This window comes from Pseudohaliea sp. (assembly GCF_054552115.1).
Genome location: NZ_JBTOLW010000002.1, coordinates 1 through 14,617 on the forward strand (window position 1 = coordinate 1; position 14,617 = coordinate 14,617).

General features: G+C 67.1%; 12 protein-coding genes. 6 read left to right on the forward strand and 6 right to left on the reverse strand.

From position 1 onward, the window contains the following. Positions 1-455 precede the first annotated feature (455 nt). A complete protein-coding gene (locus ACX93N_RS01250; RefSeq protein WP_459426570.1) occupies positions 456-914 on the forward strand; it encodes a RidA family protein in 459 nt (152 codons plus the stop codon). Between the two features lie 250 nt (positions 915-1,164). On the opposite strand, the gene ACX93N_RS01255 is transcribed toward ACX93N_RS01250, so the two are convergent. Together ACX93N_RS01255 and ACX93N_RS01260 are read right to left on the reverse strand one after the other, a co-directional pair. Next, positions 1,165-2,094 (reverse strand): electron transfer flavoprotein subunit alpha/FixB family protein, encoded by a 930-nt coding sequence (locus tag ACX93N_RS01255; protein WP_459426571.1) that lies wholly within the window; start codon positions 2,092-2,094, stop codon positions 1,165-1,167. Continuing rightward, positions 2,094-2,843: an electron transfer flavoprotein subunit beta/FixA family protein gene (locus tag ACX93N_RS01260; RefSeq protein WP_459426572.1), complete on the reverse strand. Its 750-nt coding sequence runs from the start codon at positions 2,841-2,843 to the stop codon at positions 2,094-2,096. The genes ACX93N_RS01255 and ACX93N_RS01260 overlap by 1 nt, the downstream gene beginning before the upstream one ends. Positions 2,844-3,115: 272 nt before the next feature. On the opposite strand from ACX93N_RS01260, the gene ACX93N_RS01265 reads away from it, so the two are divergent. From ACX93N_RS01265 to ACX93N_RS01285, 5 genes are all read left to right on the forward strand, one after another. Further along, entirely contained in the window at positions 3,116-4,252 is a 1,137-nt protein-coding gene (locus ACX93N_RS01265; protein WP_459426573.1) for a sulfotransferase, read from the forward strand. Beyond that, a complete protein-coding gene (locus ACX93N_RS01270; RefSeq protein WP_459426574.1) occupies positions 4,249-5,379 on the forward strand; it encodes a glycosyltransferase in 1,131 nt (376 codons plus the stop codon). Before ACX93N_RS01265 ends, ACX93N_RS01270 begins: the two co-directional genes overlap by 4 nt. Then, positions 5,376-6,110, forward strand: coding sequence for a polysaccharide deacetylase family protein (locus tag ACX93N_RS01275; RefSeq protein ID WP_459426575.1), 735 nt, complete (start codon positions 5,376-5,378; stop codon positions 6,108-6,110). Before ACX93N_RS01270 ends, ACX93N_RS01275 begins: the two co-directional genes overlap by 4 nt. Beyond that, the gene (locus ACX93N_RS01280) at positions 6,101-7,363 is read left to right on the forward strand and encodes a valine--pyruvate transaminase (protein WP_459426576.1); all 1,263 of its coding nucleotides are present in this window, start codon (positions 6,101-6,103) and stop codon (positions 7,361-7,363) included. The genes ACX93N_RS01275 and ACX93N_RS01280 overlap by 10 nt, the downstream gene beginning before the upstream one ends. A gap of 103 nt (positions 7,364-7,466) precedes the next feature. Then, on the forward strand, positions 7,467-9,122 hold the full coding sequence (locus ACX93N_RS01285) for an electron transfer flavoprotein-ubiquinone oxidoreductase (protein ID WP_459426577.1): 1,656 nt from the start codon (positions 7,467-7,469) through the stop codon (positions 9,120-9,122). 26 nt (positions 9,123-9,148) lie between these two features. On the opposite strand, the gene ACX93N_RS01290 is transcribed toward ACX93N_RS01285, so the two are convergent. The 4 genes from ACX93N_RS01290 to lon all read right to left on the reverse strand — a co-directional run bounded on the left by ACX93N_RS01290 (position 9,149) and on the right by lon (position 14,566). After that, complete coding sequence (locus tag ACX93N_RS01290) at positions 9,149-9,685, reverse strand: DUF1285 domain-containing protein (RefSeq protein ID WP_459426578.1); 537 nt, start codon at positions 9,683-9,685, stop codon at positions 9,149-9,151. Positions 9,686-9,729: 44 nt separating this feature from the next. After that, positions 9,730-11,610 (reverse strand): SurA N-terminal domain-containing protein, encoded by a 1,881-nt coding sequence (locus tag ACX93N_RS01295; RefSeq protein WP_459426579.1) that lies wholly within the window; start codon positions 11,608-11,610, stop codon positions 9,730-9,732. A 133-nt stretch (positions 11,611-11,743) separates the two neighbouring features. Then, positions 11,744-12,019: an HU family DNA-binding protein gene (locus ACX93N_RS01300; protein ID WP_350035467.1), complete on the reverse strand. Its 276-nt coding sequence runs from the start codon at positions 12,017-12,019 to the stop codon at positions 11,744-11,746. A 126-nt stretch (positions 12,020-12,145) separates the two neighbouring features. Beyond that, positions 12,146-14,566 carry an endopeptidase La gene (lon, locus tag ACX93N_RS01305; RefSeq protein WP_459426580.1) on the reverse strand — a complete coding sequence of 807 codons (2,421 nt, stop codon included), beginning with the start codon at positions 14,564-14,566 and terminating at the stop codon, positions 12,146-12,148. Positions 14,567-14,617: the final 51 nt, after the last annotated feature.

A 14,617-nucleotide genomic window follows, 5' to 3' on the forward strand; every position in this document is an offset into this window, starting at 1 on the left:
CCCACTGAGAGCCATGCTCTCCCTGATGCTCAAGCACCATGCGAACAGCTCGCTCCCGGAACTCCGGTGGATACTTCGGTCGTTTGTTCATCGCTCCATCCTCTCAAGGTCTGGAGCCTCCGACAAACCCGGAGCGATTCAATCAACGAATCGTTTCAACGATGTTCTTGCCATCAGCTGCATTGGTCGCAGAGGAAATGGTGCGGCTGCTCCAGAGCGACCATCCATGACCCTCGTTCTGACGCGCCAGCATGGGCCCAATCGCTGCGTGGCGGGTCGAAGACACCAGGGCAGGGCATTAGCCAACGCATTACGTCGGAAGCGGACGTTGGCACAATCTGCAGGCAAACGCCCGCTTTCGGCCAATGGCAGACAAGCTCGTAATCTGTTGTCATGTTTCTAGAGGCGACTGCTCAAAGCGGCACCGCACCATGCCAATCTGTCAGGAGGTACTCATGAGTGCCAGATTATTGATCATCTCGGTCCTTTTGCTTAACTGCTTGGTCTCGCGAGCCGAAGAACTTCGCCCTGAGTACTTCATGCTGCGGCCTGATGTAGAAAGGGCCTACGGATATACACATGCAGTGAAGATCGGAAGCGAAGTCAGGATATCCGGCGCCGTGAGCATGGACGACCAAGGGCAGCCCACTGCGGTGGGAGATATCCGGCAACAGATGATTAACGTCTACTCCGACCTGGCGAGGATACTCGCGCACTACGACTTAACTTTCTCCGATGTCGTCGTCGAAGACGTATTCACCACCGATATGGCGGCGTTTCTTGAAGTTTCGGGCGAGTACCGCAACGAGATTTACAAAGGTAGCTTCCCGACCGGAAGCTGGCTTGAGGTCAAGGGTCTGGCATTGCCCGAATTCATGATCGAGATCGAGTTGGAGGCGTACAGCCCCCATTAAGGCGCCCGAAATGTATTGGAGGCCAGTACTCCCAGTTTTCCTGTATGGCTCTTTTGGGTCGAAACCGGCCACCGAGAACTGTAGACCCTTCGGCCGATTCTCGACTGTACTTGACGGCATCGAGTGTGGGCGAACGGCCTTGCTCACTGCTTTAACGCGCCAAGCGGCGGCTCGGTGCCCGAGAAAGCAAAAAAAAGCCGGCACAAAGGCCGGCTTTCAGCAAGTGGTGCCCGCCGGGCAGGCGTGCCCGTCAGAGCTTGCCTTCCAGCTCCGGCAGGGCCTCGAACAGGTCCGCCACCAGGCCGTAGTCTGCGACCTGGAAGATCGGGGCATCCTCGTCCTTGTTAATGGCGACGATGACCTTCGAGTCCTTCATGCCGGCGAGGTGCTGGATGGCACCCGAGATGCCCACGGCGATGTAGAGCTCCGGGGCGACGATCTTGCCGGTCTGGCCGACCTGCATGTCGTTGGGCACGAAGCCGGCATCCACCGCGGCGCGGGAAGCACCGATGGCCGCACCGAGCTTGTCGGCGATGCCGTCGAGGAGCTTGAAGTTGTCGCCGTTCTGCATGCCCCGGCCGCCGGAGATCACTACCGGTGCGGCAGTCAGTTCCGGACGGTCGGACTGCGCCAGCTCTTCGCCGACGAAGCTGGACACACCCGCGTCGTGCACGGCGTCCACGGCTTCCACGGTCGCTGAACCGCCCTCGGCATCCGCGGCGTCAAAGGCCGTTGCCCGTACGGTGATGACCTTCTTGGCATCGGCCGTTTGTACCGTCGCGATGACGTTGCCGGCATAGATCGGGCGCTTGAACGTATCGGCGGACTCGACCGCGATGATGTCCGAGATCTGCGCGACGTCGAGGAGCGCAGCCACCCGCGGCATGACGTTCTTGCCGCTGGTGGTCGCGGCGGCGACGACGTTGTCGTAAGCGGCGGCCAGCTCGGCGACGAGCAGGCTCGTGTTCTCGGCCAGCGCATGGTCGTAGGCGGCGTTGTCGGCGACGAGCACCTTGCCGATGCCCGGCACCTTGGCCGCCGCCTCACCGACGGCGGCACAGCCGTTGCCGGCGACCAGGATGTCGATGTCAGCGCCGAGGGCCTGGGCGGCGGCAACCGCGTTCAGCGTGGCCGGGTTGAGGGTCGCGTTGTCGTGTTCGGCTACTACCAGGGTTCCCATCAGATCACCTTCGCTTCGTTCTTCAGTTTGTCGACCAGCTCATCGACGCTCTCGACCTTGATGCCGGCCTGGCGCTCGGCCGGCGGCTCGACCTTGACCAGCGTCAGGTGCTGCCTGACCTCCACGCCGAGGTCGGCCGGGGTGTAGACATCCAGCTGCTTCTTCTTGGCCTTCATGATGTTCGGCAGCGACGCGTAGCGCGGCTCGTTGAGGCGCAGGTCGGTGGTGACGATCGCCGGAAGCTTGAGGCTTACCGTCTGCAGGCCGCCGTCGACTTCCCGGGTGACCTGGACCTGCTCGCCTTCGACCTTCACCTCGGAGGCAAAGGTCCCCTGGGCCATGCCCGCGAGCGCGCCCAGCATTTGTCCGGTCTGGTTGTTGTCACCGTCGATGGACTGCTTGCCGAGGATGACCAGCTGCGGCGCTTCCTTCTCGACTACGCCCTTGAGCAGCTTGGCGACCACGAGCGGCTCGACGGGACCGTCGGTCTCGACCTGGATGCCGCGATCGGCGCCGAGGGCCAGGGCCGTGCGGATCTGCTCCTGGCAGGCCTTGTCGCCGATGGAGACGGCGATGACTTCCGTCGCGACGCCGGCTTCCTTCAGGCGCACGGCCTCTTCCACGGCGATCTCGCAGAACGGGTTGATGGACATCTTGACGTTATTGAGGTCGACGTTGGAACCGTCGGCCTTGGCGCGGACCTTGACGTTGTAGTCGACCACGCGCTTCACAGCGACCAAAACCTTCATGAAAACTCCAGTGTCGTGTGGTTGGAAGGGGGCGGGATCACGCGGCGAACTGACGGGCCGGGACCCGGGATGCGCCCCGGGGGGCGGAATCGGCGAGACATGTTGCCGAGTTTGCGCGGGGGGGTCAATAGGCATCCGGGACGACCCCTCGGGCGCCAGGCCCGCGCGGAGACGGTGGCCAGGAAGCGCCGGGGCGCCGCACACAACCGGTGCCGTTGCCGCCGCGTTGCCTGTAAACTGCGGGGCTTTTCGGGCCGGCCTCGCGGGGAACCATGCTGGAGAGCTTTCTGATCGCCATGGGCAGCTACGGCCGGTGCTACCTGGAAAGTGCCTGGCCGGGGCGCCACCCGGCAGCGCCCCTGCGGCCGCGGCGCCTGCTCTTCCTGCTTCTTTTCCCCCTCTTCCTCCTGGTGCAGCTCGGGCACTGGCTGGCCCTCGCCCTGGACGAGCTCCTCTATCCCGACTACCGCCAGCAGCCCGTCCGGGCGCCGGTCTTCATCACCGGCATCCCGCGCAGCGGCACGACCTACCTGCACCGGCTGCTCGCAGCCGGCGGTGCTTTCACCACGGTGCGCACCTGGGAGGCACTGCTCGCCCCCGCAATCTGCCAGCGCCGGGCACTGCGCGCGCTCGCCCGCCTGGACCGGCGCTTCGGTGCGCCCCTGCAGCGTCTCATCCAGGGCGCGATCGCCCGCGGCAGCGGCGACTTCGCAAGCGTTCACGCGGTGGGGCTCCACGACGCCGAGGAGGACTACCTCTGCCTGCTGCCGGCGGCCGGCTGCTTCCTCCTCCTCATGGCCTTTCCCTTCGACCGGGAACTCGAGCAGCTGGGCGCCCTCGGCGACCTCCCGCCACGACGCCGCCGTGCCCTCCTCACCTTCTATCACCGCATTATCCAGCGCCATTGCTACAGCCACCACGGGAAGCGTTTCCTGTCGAAGAACGCGGCCTTTGCCAGCTGGCCGCCCTATCTCGCGGAGCGCTACCCGGATGCGAGGTTTCTTCTCTGCGTGCGCCGCCCGAGCACGGCTCTCGCCTCCCAGCTCAGTGCGCTCAGGCCGGCCCGTCGGATCTTCGGCACCGACCTGGGCGGGGAGCACACGACAGCGCGCTTCCGCCGTCTCTATGGTGCTTTCCTCAATGACCTGGCGGCGTTTGCCGCGGCGCAGCCCGGGCGCGTGAAAGTCCTCGAACAGCGGGACCTGCGCGCCGCGCCGGCGGCGACAGCGGAAGCCCTCGCGGACTGGCTCGCGATCCCGCCACCACCCCTGCGGCCGGCCGAGGCCACGGGTAGCCACCGCTACGACCCCGCCGCCTTCGGCCTCTCCCCGGAGACGGTGGACGAGGAGCTTGGCGCGTCCTACGCGGCGCTCCTGGCCAGCCCCGCGCGGCTGGCAGTTGCCGCGTGAGCGCCTCTGCCGCTACCGGTGCCGCCGAGGCGCCGCTGCGCGTCGCCTTCTTCTCCGATGCCTTCCCGGAGCGGAACGGGACCGGGGCCTACTACCACGACCTGCTGCCGCAGCTCGCCCCGGGCCTGGCAGGCCTGGCGATGTTCCAGCCCAGCGACCAGCCACCCCGCCCCCTCCTTTCCATCGCCATGCCCGGCGACCCCAACCAGCGGCTCGAGGGGCCGCCGCTGCGCCGTATCAGCCGGCGCATGGGGGAGCTTCGCCCCGATGTCGTGGTCGTGGTCACGCCGGGGCTCTACGGCCTCCTGGGCGCCTGGTACGCCCGGCGCCGCGGCCTGCCCCTGGTCGCGGCCTTCCACACGGATTTCGAGCGCCTGGCCCGCCTCTACTGGCCACCGCTGGCACGCTGGCTGGTCAACGCCGTGGTCGGCACCGCCAACCGGCTCATCTGCCGGCGCGCCAGCCGGGTGCTGATCAATAACGCCGGCCTCACGGACGCGGTGCGCGCCTACGGCGCGACGCGCGTGCAGGTGGTCGGCACCCCGCTGCCCGGGGAGTTTCTCGAGCGCCCGCGGCGGGCCATCCCCGGGCGGCTGGCGCGGGTATGCTTCGCCGGCCGCCTCGCCCCGGAGAAGAACGTGGACCTGGTGATCGAGGCGGCGAAAACACTGCCGGCGGTCGAGTTCGTCATCGGTGGCGAGGGTCCTCTGCGCGAAACGCTGGAAAAACAGGCGGCCGGGCTCGGCAATGTGCATTTCACCGGCTGGCTGGACCGCTCGGCACTCATCGACCTGATTGACAGCTCGAGCCTCCTGCTCCTGCCCTCGCGCTTCGAGACCTTCGGCTCCATCGCGCTGGAGGCCATGGTCCGGGGGCGCCCGGCGCTCGTGTCTACGGCGGCGGGCATCCACGACTGGCCCTCCCTGCGCCCCGGCCTTGTCCCCTTTACCCCGGGTGAGAGCCTTGCAGACTGCCTGCGATCGCTGCAGGCTTATGGGCCCGGGCGCTGGGAGCAGCTCGAGCGCCGCTGCCACGCGGCGGCCGTGGCCCTCAACGCTGCGACAACCGCCGAATGGCATTCGCTCATCGAGTCGGTGGCCGGAAACGACTACGGGGAAACTGCATGAAACCGACGGCCCTTGTATCCGTGCACGACGTGATGCCGGACACGCTGCCCGCCGTGCAGGGCTGCCTGGCCATCCTCGCCCAGTTCGGCATCCGCCGGGCCGCGCTGCTGGTCGTGCCCGGAGCCGGCTGGGACGCCGCCGGAGTCGCCGTACTCCGGGAACTCGCGGACGCCGGTCACGAGCTGGTCGCCCATGGCTGGGTCCACCATACTGCGCCACGCTCGGCCTGGCACCGAACCCACGCGGCGCTCCTGTCGCGCAACGTTGCCGAGCACCTCGCCCTTGACCGCAGCGGCGCCATTGCCCTCACCCGGCGCAGCCGGGACTGGTTCATCGGCAGCGACCTGCCGGAACCGCAGACCTACATCCCGCCGGCCTGGGCCCTGGGGCGGCTGCGCGGCAGCGCGCTCAGGGAGCAGCCCTTTCCGGTGCTCGAGTCCCTGCGTGGCATCCACCTGCGCGAGGCGACCGGCGCCTACCGCTTCGTGTCCCTGCCCCTGGCCGGCTTCGAGGCGGACACGCGGCTGCGCGCCGAGGTGCTCGGCAAGTGGAACCGGCTGCAGCTGCGAAAGGCCCGCCGCCGCGGTCTCCCGCTGCGGATCGCGGTGCACCCGCGGGACCCGGAACTGCAGCTGGGGCAGCAGCTGCGCGCGGTTCTCGGCCTGGGCTGGACGCCGATCACCTATGCCTCCCTCTGCCCCGTGCAGGGCGCCGCCGCACTGTGCGCCTGAGCCGTTTCGGCGAAAAGTTCGCCGGCCGCTCCGGGGTCGTCGACCTGATGAGCGACCTCGGCGAGGCTCTGCGGGCCGACCCGGATCTCGTGTTCATGGGCGGCGGCAACCCCGCGCGGGTCCCGGCGGCCGAAAAGACCTTTCGCGACGCGCTGGCAACCCTGCTGGCGGACCCGGACGCCTGGCAGCGCCTTGCCGGCGCCTACCAGTCGCCGCAGGGGGACCCGGCCTTCCGCGAGGCACTCGCGCGCTACCTGCAGAACCACTATGGCTGGCACGTGGGGCCGGAACACATCGCCGTTGCCAACGGCAGCCAGTCCGCCTACTTCATTCTCTACAACCTCTTCGCCGGGGCCATGCCCGACGGCAGCGTGCGCCGCATTCACCTGCCTTTGGTGCCCGAGTACATCGGCTATGCCGACGCGGGCCTGGCGCCGGATTTCTTCTCCGCGACCGCGCCGGCCATCGAGTTGCTGGAAGACCGGCAGTTCCGCTACCACGTCGATTTCGACCGGGTGTCCATCGATGCCGGCGTCGGCGCGCTCAGCGTGTCACGGCCCACCAACCCCACGGGGAACGTGCTCGGCACCGAAGAGCTCACACGGCTACGGGCGCTTGCGCGCGAGGCCGACATCCCGCTGATCGTTGACGGCGCCTACGGCGAGCCCTTCCCGGGGATCACCTTTGCAGACGCCACGCCCCACTGGGACGAGGACACCGTCCTGACCCTCAGCCTCTCCAAGCTGGGGCTGCCCGGCGTGCGTACCGGCATCGTGATCGCCGCCGAACCGATCATCCAGGCCTTCGCGAGCGCCAGCACGATCATCAGCCTGGCGGCCGGCAACCTTGGCCCGGTGCTGGCCACCCGGCTTCTGGAGGACGGCACCCTGGACCGGCTCGGCAGCGGGGTACTGCGCCCCTTCTACCGCTCCCGCTGCGAAGAGACCCTGGGCGGGCTGCATCGCGAACTCGAGGGCCTGCCCTGGCGGGTGCACCGCGCGGATGGCGCCTTTTTCCTCTGGCTCTGGTTCGAGGACCTGCCGGTGCCCTCGAGCGAACTCTACCGGCGCCTCAAGGCCCGCGGTCTCCTCGCCATCCCCGGCGAGCGCTTTTTCATCGGCATCGATCCGGCCTGGGACCATGCCCGGCAGTGCCTGCGCCTGTCCTACGCCCAGGACCCGGCCGCCGTGGCCCGCGGCCTGCGCCTGCTCGGGGAGGAGCTTCGGCGCCTCTACGACACCGGAGGGCGCTAGTTTTTAGGCCCCGGGGGCCTTATAATCCCTTGTCTTTTCAATCCCTTACCCCCTATTCCGAAAGGACGCAGCACAGGACGCAGCGAACATGCAGGAGTCAGCCGTGGAACGCGAGTCAATGGAATTCGACGTGGTCATCGTGGGCGCGGGCCCGGCCGGGCTGTCTGCTGCCTGCCGCATCATGCAGCTCGCCCAGGCCCGGGAGCACGAGGTCACCGTCTGCGTGGTCGAGAAGGGCTCGGAAGTCGGCGCGCACATCCTCTCCGGTGCGGTCCTTGAACCCAGGGCCCTCGCCGAGCTGTTCCCCGACTGGCAGGACATGGACGCCCCGATCCAGACGCAGGTGACGGAAGACAACTTCTTTTTCTACACCAGCGAAAAAGGCGCCGTGAAGCTGCCGAACTTCGCGATCCCGAAGCCCACCCACAACGAGGGCAACTACATCGTCTCCATGGGTAACGTCTGCCGCTGGCTCGCCCAGCAGGCGGAGAACCTCGGTGTGGAGGTCTACCCGGGCTTCGCCGCCGCAGAGGTTCTCTATCACGACGACGGCCGCGTGAAGGGCATCGCCACCGGCGACATGGGCATCAGTGCCGACGGCGAGAAGAAAGACAGCTACATGCCGGGCATGGAGCTCCACGCCCGCTATACGCTGTTCTGCGAGGGCTGCCGCGGCCACCTGGGCAAGCAGCTCATGGAGCGCTTCGACCTCAACGCGGACCGCGACCCGCAGCACTACGGCATCGGCATCAAGGAGATCTGGGAGATCCCGGCCGAGCAGCACCAGGAGGGCCTCGTGGTGCACGGTCTCGGCTGGCCGCTCAAGGAGAGCGGCTCTTCCGGCGGGGCCTTCATGTACCACGCCGAGAACAACCAGGTGTACCTGGGCTTCATCACGGACCTCAACTACGAGAACCCGCATGTCTCGCCTTATGACGAGTTCCAGCGCTGGAAGCACCACCCGGAAACCCTCAAGTACCTCGAAGGCGGCTCGCGGCTCAGCTACGGTGCCCGCGCCATCACCAAGGGCGGCCTCAACTCCCTGCCGCGCATGCACTTCCCCGGCGGCCTGCTCCTCGGCTGTGACGCCGGCACGCTGAACGCGGTGAAGATCAAGGGCAACCACACGGCCATGAAAAGCGGCCTGGTCGCCGCCGAGGCCGTGGTAGAGGGCCTCCTCAAGGGGGACGACGCGCCGGCTGACCTGGCCAGCTTCGAAACGAAGTTCAAGGACTCCTGGGCTTACGACGAGCTCTACCGCACCCGCAACTTCTCCGGTTTCATGCACAAGTTCGGCTTCCTGCTCGGCTCGGGGATGGTCTGGCTGGACCAGAATATCTTCGGCGGCAAGCTGCCCTTTACCCTGAACGACACGAAGCCCGATCACGCCGCCATGAAGCCGGCCGACCAGTGCCCGAAGATCGACTATCCGAAGCCGGACAACGTCATCAGCTTCGACAAGCTGTCGTCGGTCTTCCTCTCCAACACCAACCACGAGGAAGACCAGCCCTGCCACCTCACGCTGAAGGACCCGGAGGTGCCCATCGGCACCAACCTGCCGCTCTACGACGAGCCGGCACAGCGCTACTGCCCGGCCGGCGTGTACGAGGTGGTGGAAGAGGCCGATGGCAGCAAGCGCTTCCAGATCAATGCGCAGAACTGCGTGCACTGCAAGACCTGCGACATCAAGGACCCGTCGCAGAACATCGTCTGGGTGACGCCCGAGGGCTTTGGCGGGCCGAACTACCCGAACATGTAGCCATAAGGCCCCGCCGCGGCGGGGCCTCAGGCGAGGGGGAAACGCTGGCCGGCGCTGTAGACTACCGCTTCTCCGTCCTCGTCCACCGAGAGGTCGACGAGCCGCGGCCAGGCCTTGCGACTGAACAGGGCCGTCAGCCCGCGTTCCAGGCGCACCACCGCCGCCCCGGCCGCCGCGGGTTCCGTGAACAGCGGATGCGCGGCATCGATGGCCACCTGGCGGCCCGTATTGCAGCTGGCGAGCAGTGTCACCTTGCCGCCCTCTTCCACCGCCTCCACATCCTCGACGACGAGCGGGTGCAGGTCCACGGTGATGCGCCACTTCTCGACCGGCGTGACCAGGTAGTAGGCGCCGTCGTCTTCCCGGCGCAGGATGCTCGCGAACAGCCGTACCAGGGCCTCCCGGCGGATCGGCTCACCCTCGTGCAGCCAGCTGCCGTCGGCAAGGATGCGGATATCGATCTCACCGGAAAGTGGCGGGTCCCACTGCTCCACCGGTGGTCCTCCGGGGGCGCGGCGCGCCGCGTCGAGTTGCCGCGTAAGGCTGTCCAGGCTGTCAGTCATGGGCGGGTCTCCAGCGTGGCGGCAGCGAAGCCGCCGCCGGATGCTCAGTAGACTTCGATCTCGGCCCCGGCACGCAGGGCGTTCTCGAAGGCACCGATGAGAACGCTGCCGTATTCGCCGGCGATACTCCGCCGAAGCAGCGCCTCACGCTGCGCGGACAGGGTCTCGAGGCTGCCGGGGGTGACCCGGGTCAACTCGACGAGGTAGATGTCGCCGGCCGGAGCGCCGACCAGTTCACGGACCGGACCCTCGCCCTCGGGCGCCGGCAGCGTGAAGGCGCGCCGACCAACCGGTGCCGGCAGCGCATTCGCCGCACGGGTCGCGCCCAGTTCGACCTGCCATTCGTAGTCACCGGCGTTCGCCAGCTCGTCCAGCGTTTCGCCGGCGGCCAGCGCGGCGAGCAGCCGCTCGCCTTCTGCCCGCGCGGCGGCCCGAGCGCGCTCCGCGGCAATCCGGGTCGCAATCTGGTCGCGAACGGCCTCCAGCGGCTGCCGCTCGGACAGGTGGTGGGTATCGGCGTGGACGACGACGAAGCGCTCCGGCGACAGCTCCAGCACGGGGCTGTTGTGCTTCTCGGCGAGCACCTCGTCGGAGAAGAGCGCGCTCTGCACCCGCGGGTCCGCGAAGAGACCCTCCCCCGCCCCGCGGGCGACGCCGCTCACGGTCTCGACGCTGAGGCCAAGTTCGCTGGCCGGGGCCGAGAGGTCCTCGGCGTTGAACGCGAGGTCGCGGAGCTCCTCGACCACCCGCAGCAGTTCATCGCGGGCCGCGCCCTCGCGCAGGCGCCGCTCCAGCTGGCCGCGGACCTCCTCGAAGGTGACGGCCTTGCCTTCGCGACGGTCGAGCACCTTGATGATGTGCGTGCCCGCCTCGGTTTCAACCGGGCCGGAGACGTCTCCCACGGCGAGGGCGGCAATCGCCTCCTCCATGGGCGCGGGAAAGGTGTCTCCAGCCGTGTAGCCAAGATCGCCACCCGCGGCCGAAGAACCGATGTCATCGGACAGGCGCCCGGCGACCGCACCGAAATCCTCACCTGCCGCGATGGCGTCCCCGGCCGCGGCAACACGCGCCGCGTAGGCCTCGTCGCTTTCGCCCGCCTCCCGGGTCAGCAGGATGTGGGCGACGCGCGCCTCGGTGGGCACCTCGAAGGTATCGCGGGTGAGCTCGAACTCTTCACGCAACGCCTCCTCGCTCACGGGCTCCTCGAAGTCCTCGAGGGTGAGCTCGATATAGCTCACGTCGACGTTCTCCGGCGTCATGAAACTGTCCGGGTTGTCCTCGTACCAGGCCTCGATGGCCGCTTCGTCGACGGTGGCGCTGTCATCGAAGCGGTCCACGGGAATCGCCAGGTAGCGCAGGTCCCGCTTCTCCCCGGCTATACGCGCCTGCACAGCGAGTTCGGCCGGGGTGGCGAAGTCACTCGCGGCGAAGCCGACGCGGAGCTGGTTCGTTACCAGGTCCTCGCGCAGGCTTTCCTTGAACAGCGCCGGCGTAAAACCTGCCGTGGCGAGCACGCTGCGGAACAGGTCCCGGTCAAACTGCCCGCCGACCTGGAACTGTTCCATGCTGCCGACGATGGCGCCGATGGTCTGTTCCGAGGTCGTCAGCCCGAGCTCTCCGGCAGCCTGGACCAGCAGTTCACGCTGGATCAGCGTCTCGATGGCCTGCGCCGTCAGCCGGTCCTCGTCGAGGAGTGACGGGTCCGCCTCATCGCCGAGCATGGCGAGGAGCTGCCGGCGCTGAAGATTGACCGTCTGCTGCACCTCGTAGGGCGTGATCGTCTCGCCATTGACCTCCGCGACACCGCTCTTGCCGCCGCCCAGGAGGATCGACTCGATGCCAAAGAGAGCGAAGGACACCACGATGAGGCCGATGATGATCTTGGCCAGGGTACCCTGGATGTTGGAACGGATATTCTGCAGCATGGGTCGTTGCGGTCGCGTTAGTCAGGATTGGAAAGGGCACTAGCGGGGTCGTATACAAAAAGAGCGCACCCGGTGAGTGCGCTCCCTGTGCCGGGGTCGACAGCCAGGCCCCGGTACCGGCGGCGGCCCGCGGTCAGCTGTTGACCGCGTCCTTGAGCGCCTTGCCGGCCTTGAAGCCCGGCACGTTGGACGGCGCGATCTGGATCGTGGCACCGGTTTGCGGATTGCGCCCCTCGCGCCCGGCCCGGTGCTTGACGGTGAAGGTGCCGAAGCCCACCAGGGAGACCTGGTCGCCCTTCTTCAGCGCCTTGGTGATGTTGTCGATCACCGCGTCGAGCGCCCGGCCCGCGTCGGACTTGTTGATGTCGGCGTCGGCCGCGATCGCGTCGATGAGTTCGGATTTGTTCACTATGATCCCCTTTGGTAATGGACGCCGTGCCGGCGTGCTGAGCGTTGTTTTATCAGGCCCGGAAAGGCCCGCGCAGGAAGGACGGCAGGTTATACCACGGCCCGCTGCGCGGTCAACTTGGCCGCGTCAATGGGTATTCATGCGCGCCTCGTCGCTCTCCTCGCCATCGCTGCCGGCGGGCTGCCGGTCTGGCGCGGGCGCGAGATAATCGTCGTCGCTCAGCGGCTCCGGCGTCTTCTCAAGCGCGATGGCCAGGACCTCGTCGATCCATTTCACGGCGACGATTTCAAGATCCTCCTTGATCTTGTCCGGTACTTCCTTCAGATCGCGCTCGTTTTCCCGGGGAATGATCACCGTCTTGATGCCGCCCCGGCGCGCGGCGAGGAGTTTCTCCTTCAGGCCGCCGATGGGCAGCACCTCGCCGCGGAGCGTGATCTCCCCGGTCATGGCGACGTCAGCGCGCACGGGTATCTGCGTCGCCACGGAGACCAGCGCCGTGGCCATGGCGATGCCTGCGCTCGGTCCGTCCTTGGGCGTGGCGCCTTCGGGCACGTGAATGTGCAGGTCGTGGGCGTCGTGGTAGCGTGCCGGGATGCCGAGCACCTGGGAGCGGCTGCGCACCACGGTGCTCGCCGCCTGGATGGACTCCTGCATGACATCGCCGAGAGACCCCGTCTTCACGTAACGCCCCTTGCCGGCAACCGCCGCCGCCTCGATGGTCAGCAGCTCGCCGCCCACGGAGGTCCACGCCAGGCCCGTGACCTGGCCGATCTTGTTCTCCTCCTCGGCCACGCCGTAGTTGAACTTGCGCACGCCGAGCAGGTCCTCGAGGCCATCGGGGCCGACCTCGGAGCTCGCCTCCGCCTCGCCGAGAGCGATTTTCTTGACCATCTTGCGGCAGACCTTGGCGATCTCCCGCTCCAGGGCGCGCACACCCGCCTCGCGGGTGTAGTAGCGGATGATGTCGATGATCGCCGCTTCACTCAGGGTGATCTCGCCCTTCTTGAGGCCATTGACCTTCACCTGCTTTGGCAGCAGGTAGCGCTGGGCGATGTTGAGTTTTTCGTCTTCCGTATAGCCGGGGATGCGGATCACTTCCATGCGGTCCAGCAGCGGCGTCGGGATGTTCATGGTGTTGGAGGTGCACACGAACATCACGTCAGAGAGGTCGTAGTCCACCTCCAGGTAATGGTCGTTGAAGGCGTGGTTCTGCTCCGGATCGAGCACCTCGAGCATGGCGGACGCCGGATCACCGCGGTGATCCATGCCCATCTTGTCGATCTCGTCGAGGAGGAAGAGCGGGTTGCGCACGCCCGCCTTGGCCATTTTCTGCAGCAGCTTGCCGGGCATGGAGCCGATGTAGGTACGGCGGTGACCGCGGATCTCAGCCTCGTCACGCACGCCGCCGAGGGCCATACGCACGAACTTGCGATTGGTGGCCCGCGCCAGGGATTCGCCGAGGGAGGTCTTGCCCACGCCGGGCGGGCCGACCAGGCAGAGCACGGGACCCTTGATCTTGCGCACGCGCTTCTGCACCGCGAGATACTCGACGATGCGTTCCTTGACCTCCTCGAGGCCGTAGTGGTCGGCGTCGAGAATCTCCTGGGCGCGCTTCAGATCGTGCTTGACCCGGCTGCGCTTCGACCAGGGCACGCTGACCATCCAGTCGAGATAGCTGCGCACCACGGAGGCCTCCGCCGACATAGGCGACATCATCTTCAGCTTGGAGAGTTCACCCAGGGCCTTTTCGCGCGCCTCCTCGGGCATCCGCGCCTCGTTGATCTTCGCCTCGAGCTCCTCCGCCTCGTTCGGCGCGTCGTCCATCTCCCCGAGCTCTTTCTGGATCGCCTTCATCTGCTCGTTGAGGTAGTACTCCCGCTGGCTCTTCTCCATCTGCTTCTTGACGCGGCCGCGGATGCGCTTCTCGACCTGGAAGAGGTCGATCTCCGCTTCCATGAGCCCCATGAGATGCTCGAGGCGGGGCTTCACGTCCGCGATTTCGAGGATGCGCTGTTTCTCCTCCAGGTCCACGCCCATGTGCGCGGCGATGGTGTCCGCGAGGCGGCCGGGCTCGTCGATCCCGGAGAGCGAGGTCAGCACCTCGGCCGGCACCTTCTTGCTCAGGTTCACGTACTTCTCGAACTGGCCGGAGGTGGAGCGGACGAGCCCCTCGGCTTCACTTTCGTCCGGCTCGGCGCCCTCGATCTCGCGGACGTCGGCCACGGCATAGGCCCCCTCGTCGTCAACGGACTCGACCGCGGCGCGATAGAGCCCCTCGACGAGTACCTTGATGGTGCCGTCGGGCAGCTTGAGCAGCTGGAGAATGTTGGAGACGGTGCCGACCTGGTAGATGTCGTCCGCGCCGGGGTTGTCCTCGGCGGCGTTCCGCTGGGCAACGAGCAGCACCTGCTTGTCGCCGTTCATGGCCGTTTCGAGCGCGTCGATGGATTTCTGCCGGCCCACGAACAGCGGCAGTACCATGTGCGGGTACACCACGACGTCGCGCAGGGGAAGCAGGGGTAGCTGCAAGGCGTTTACATCGCCCATAGGATTCTCCGGGTCAGTCACCTGTACTGATCAGTGTTGGGGCGCGGAGGC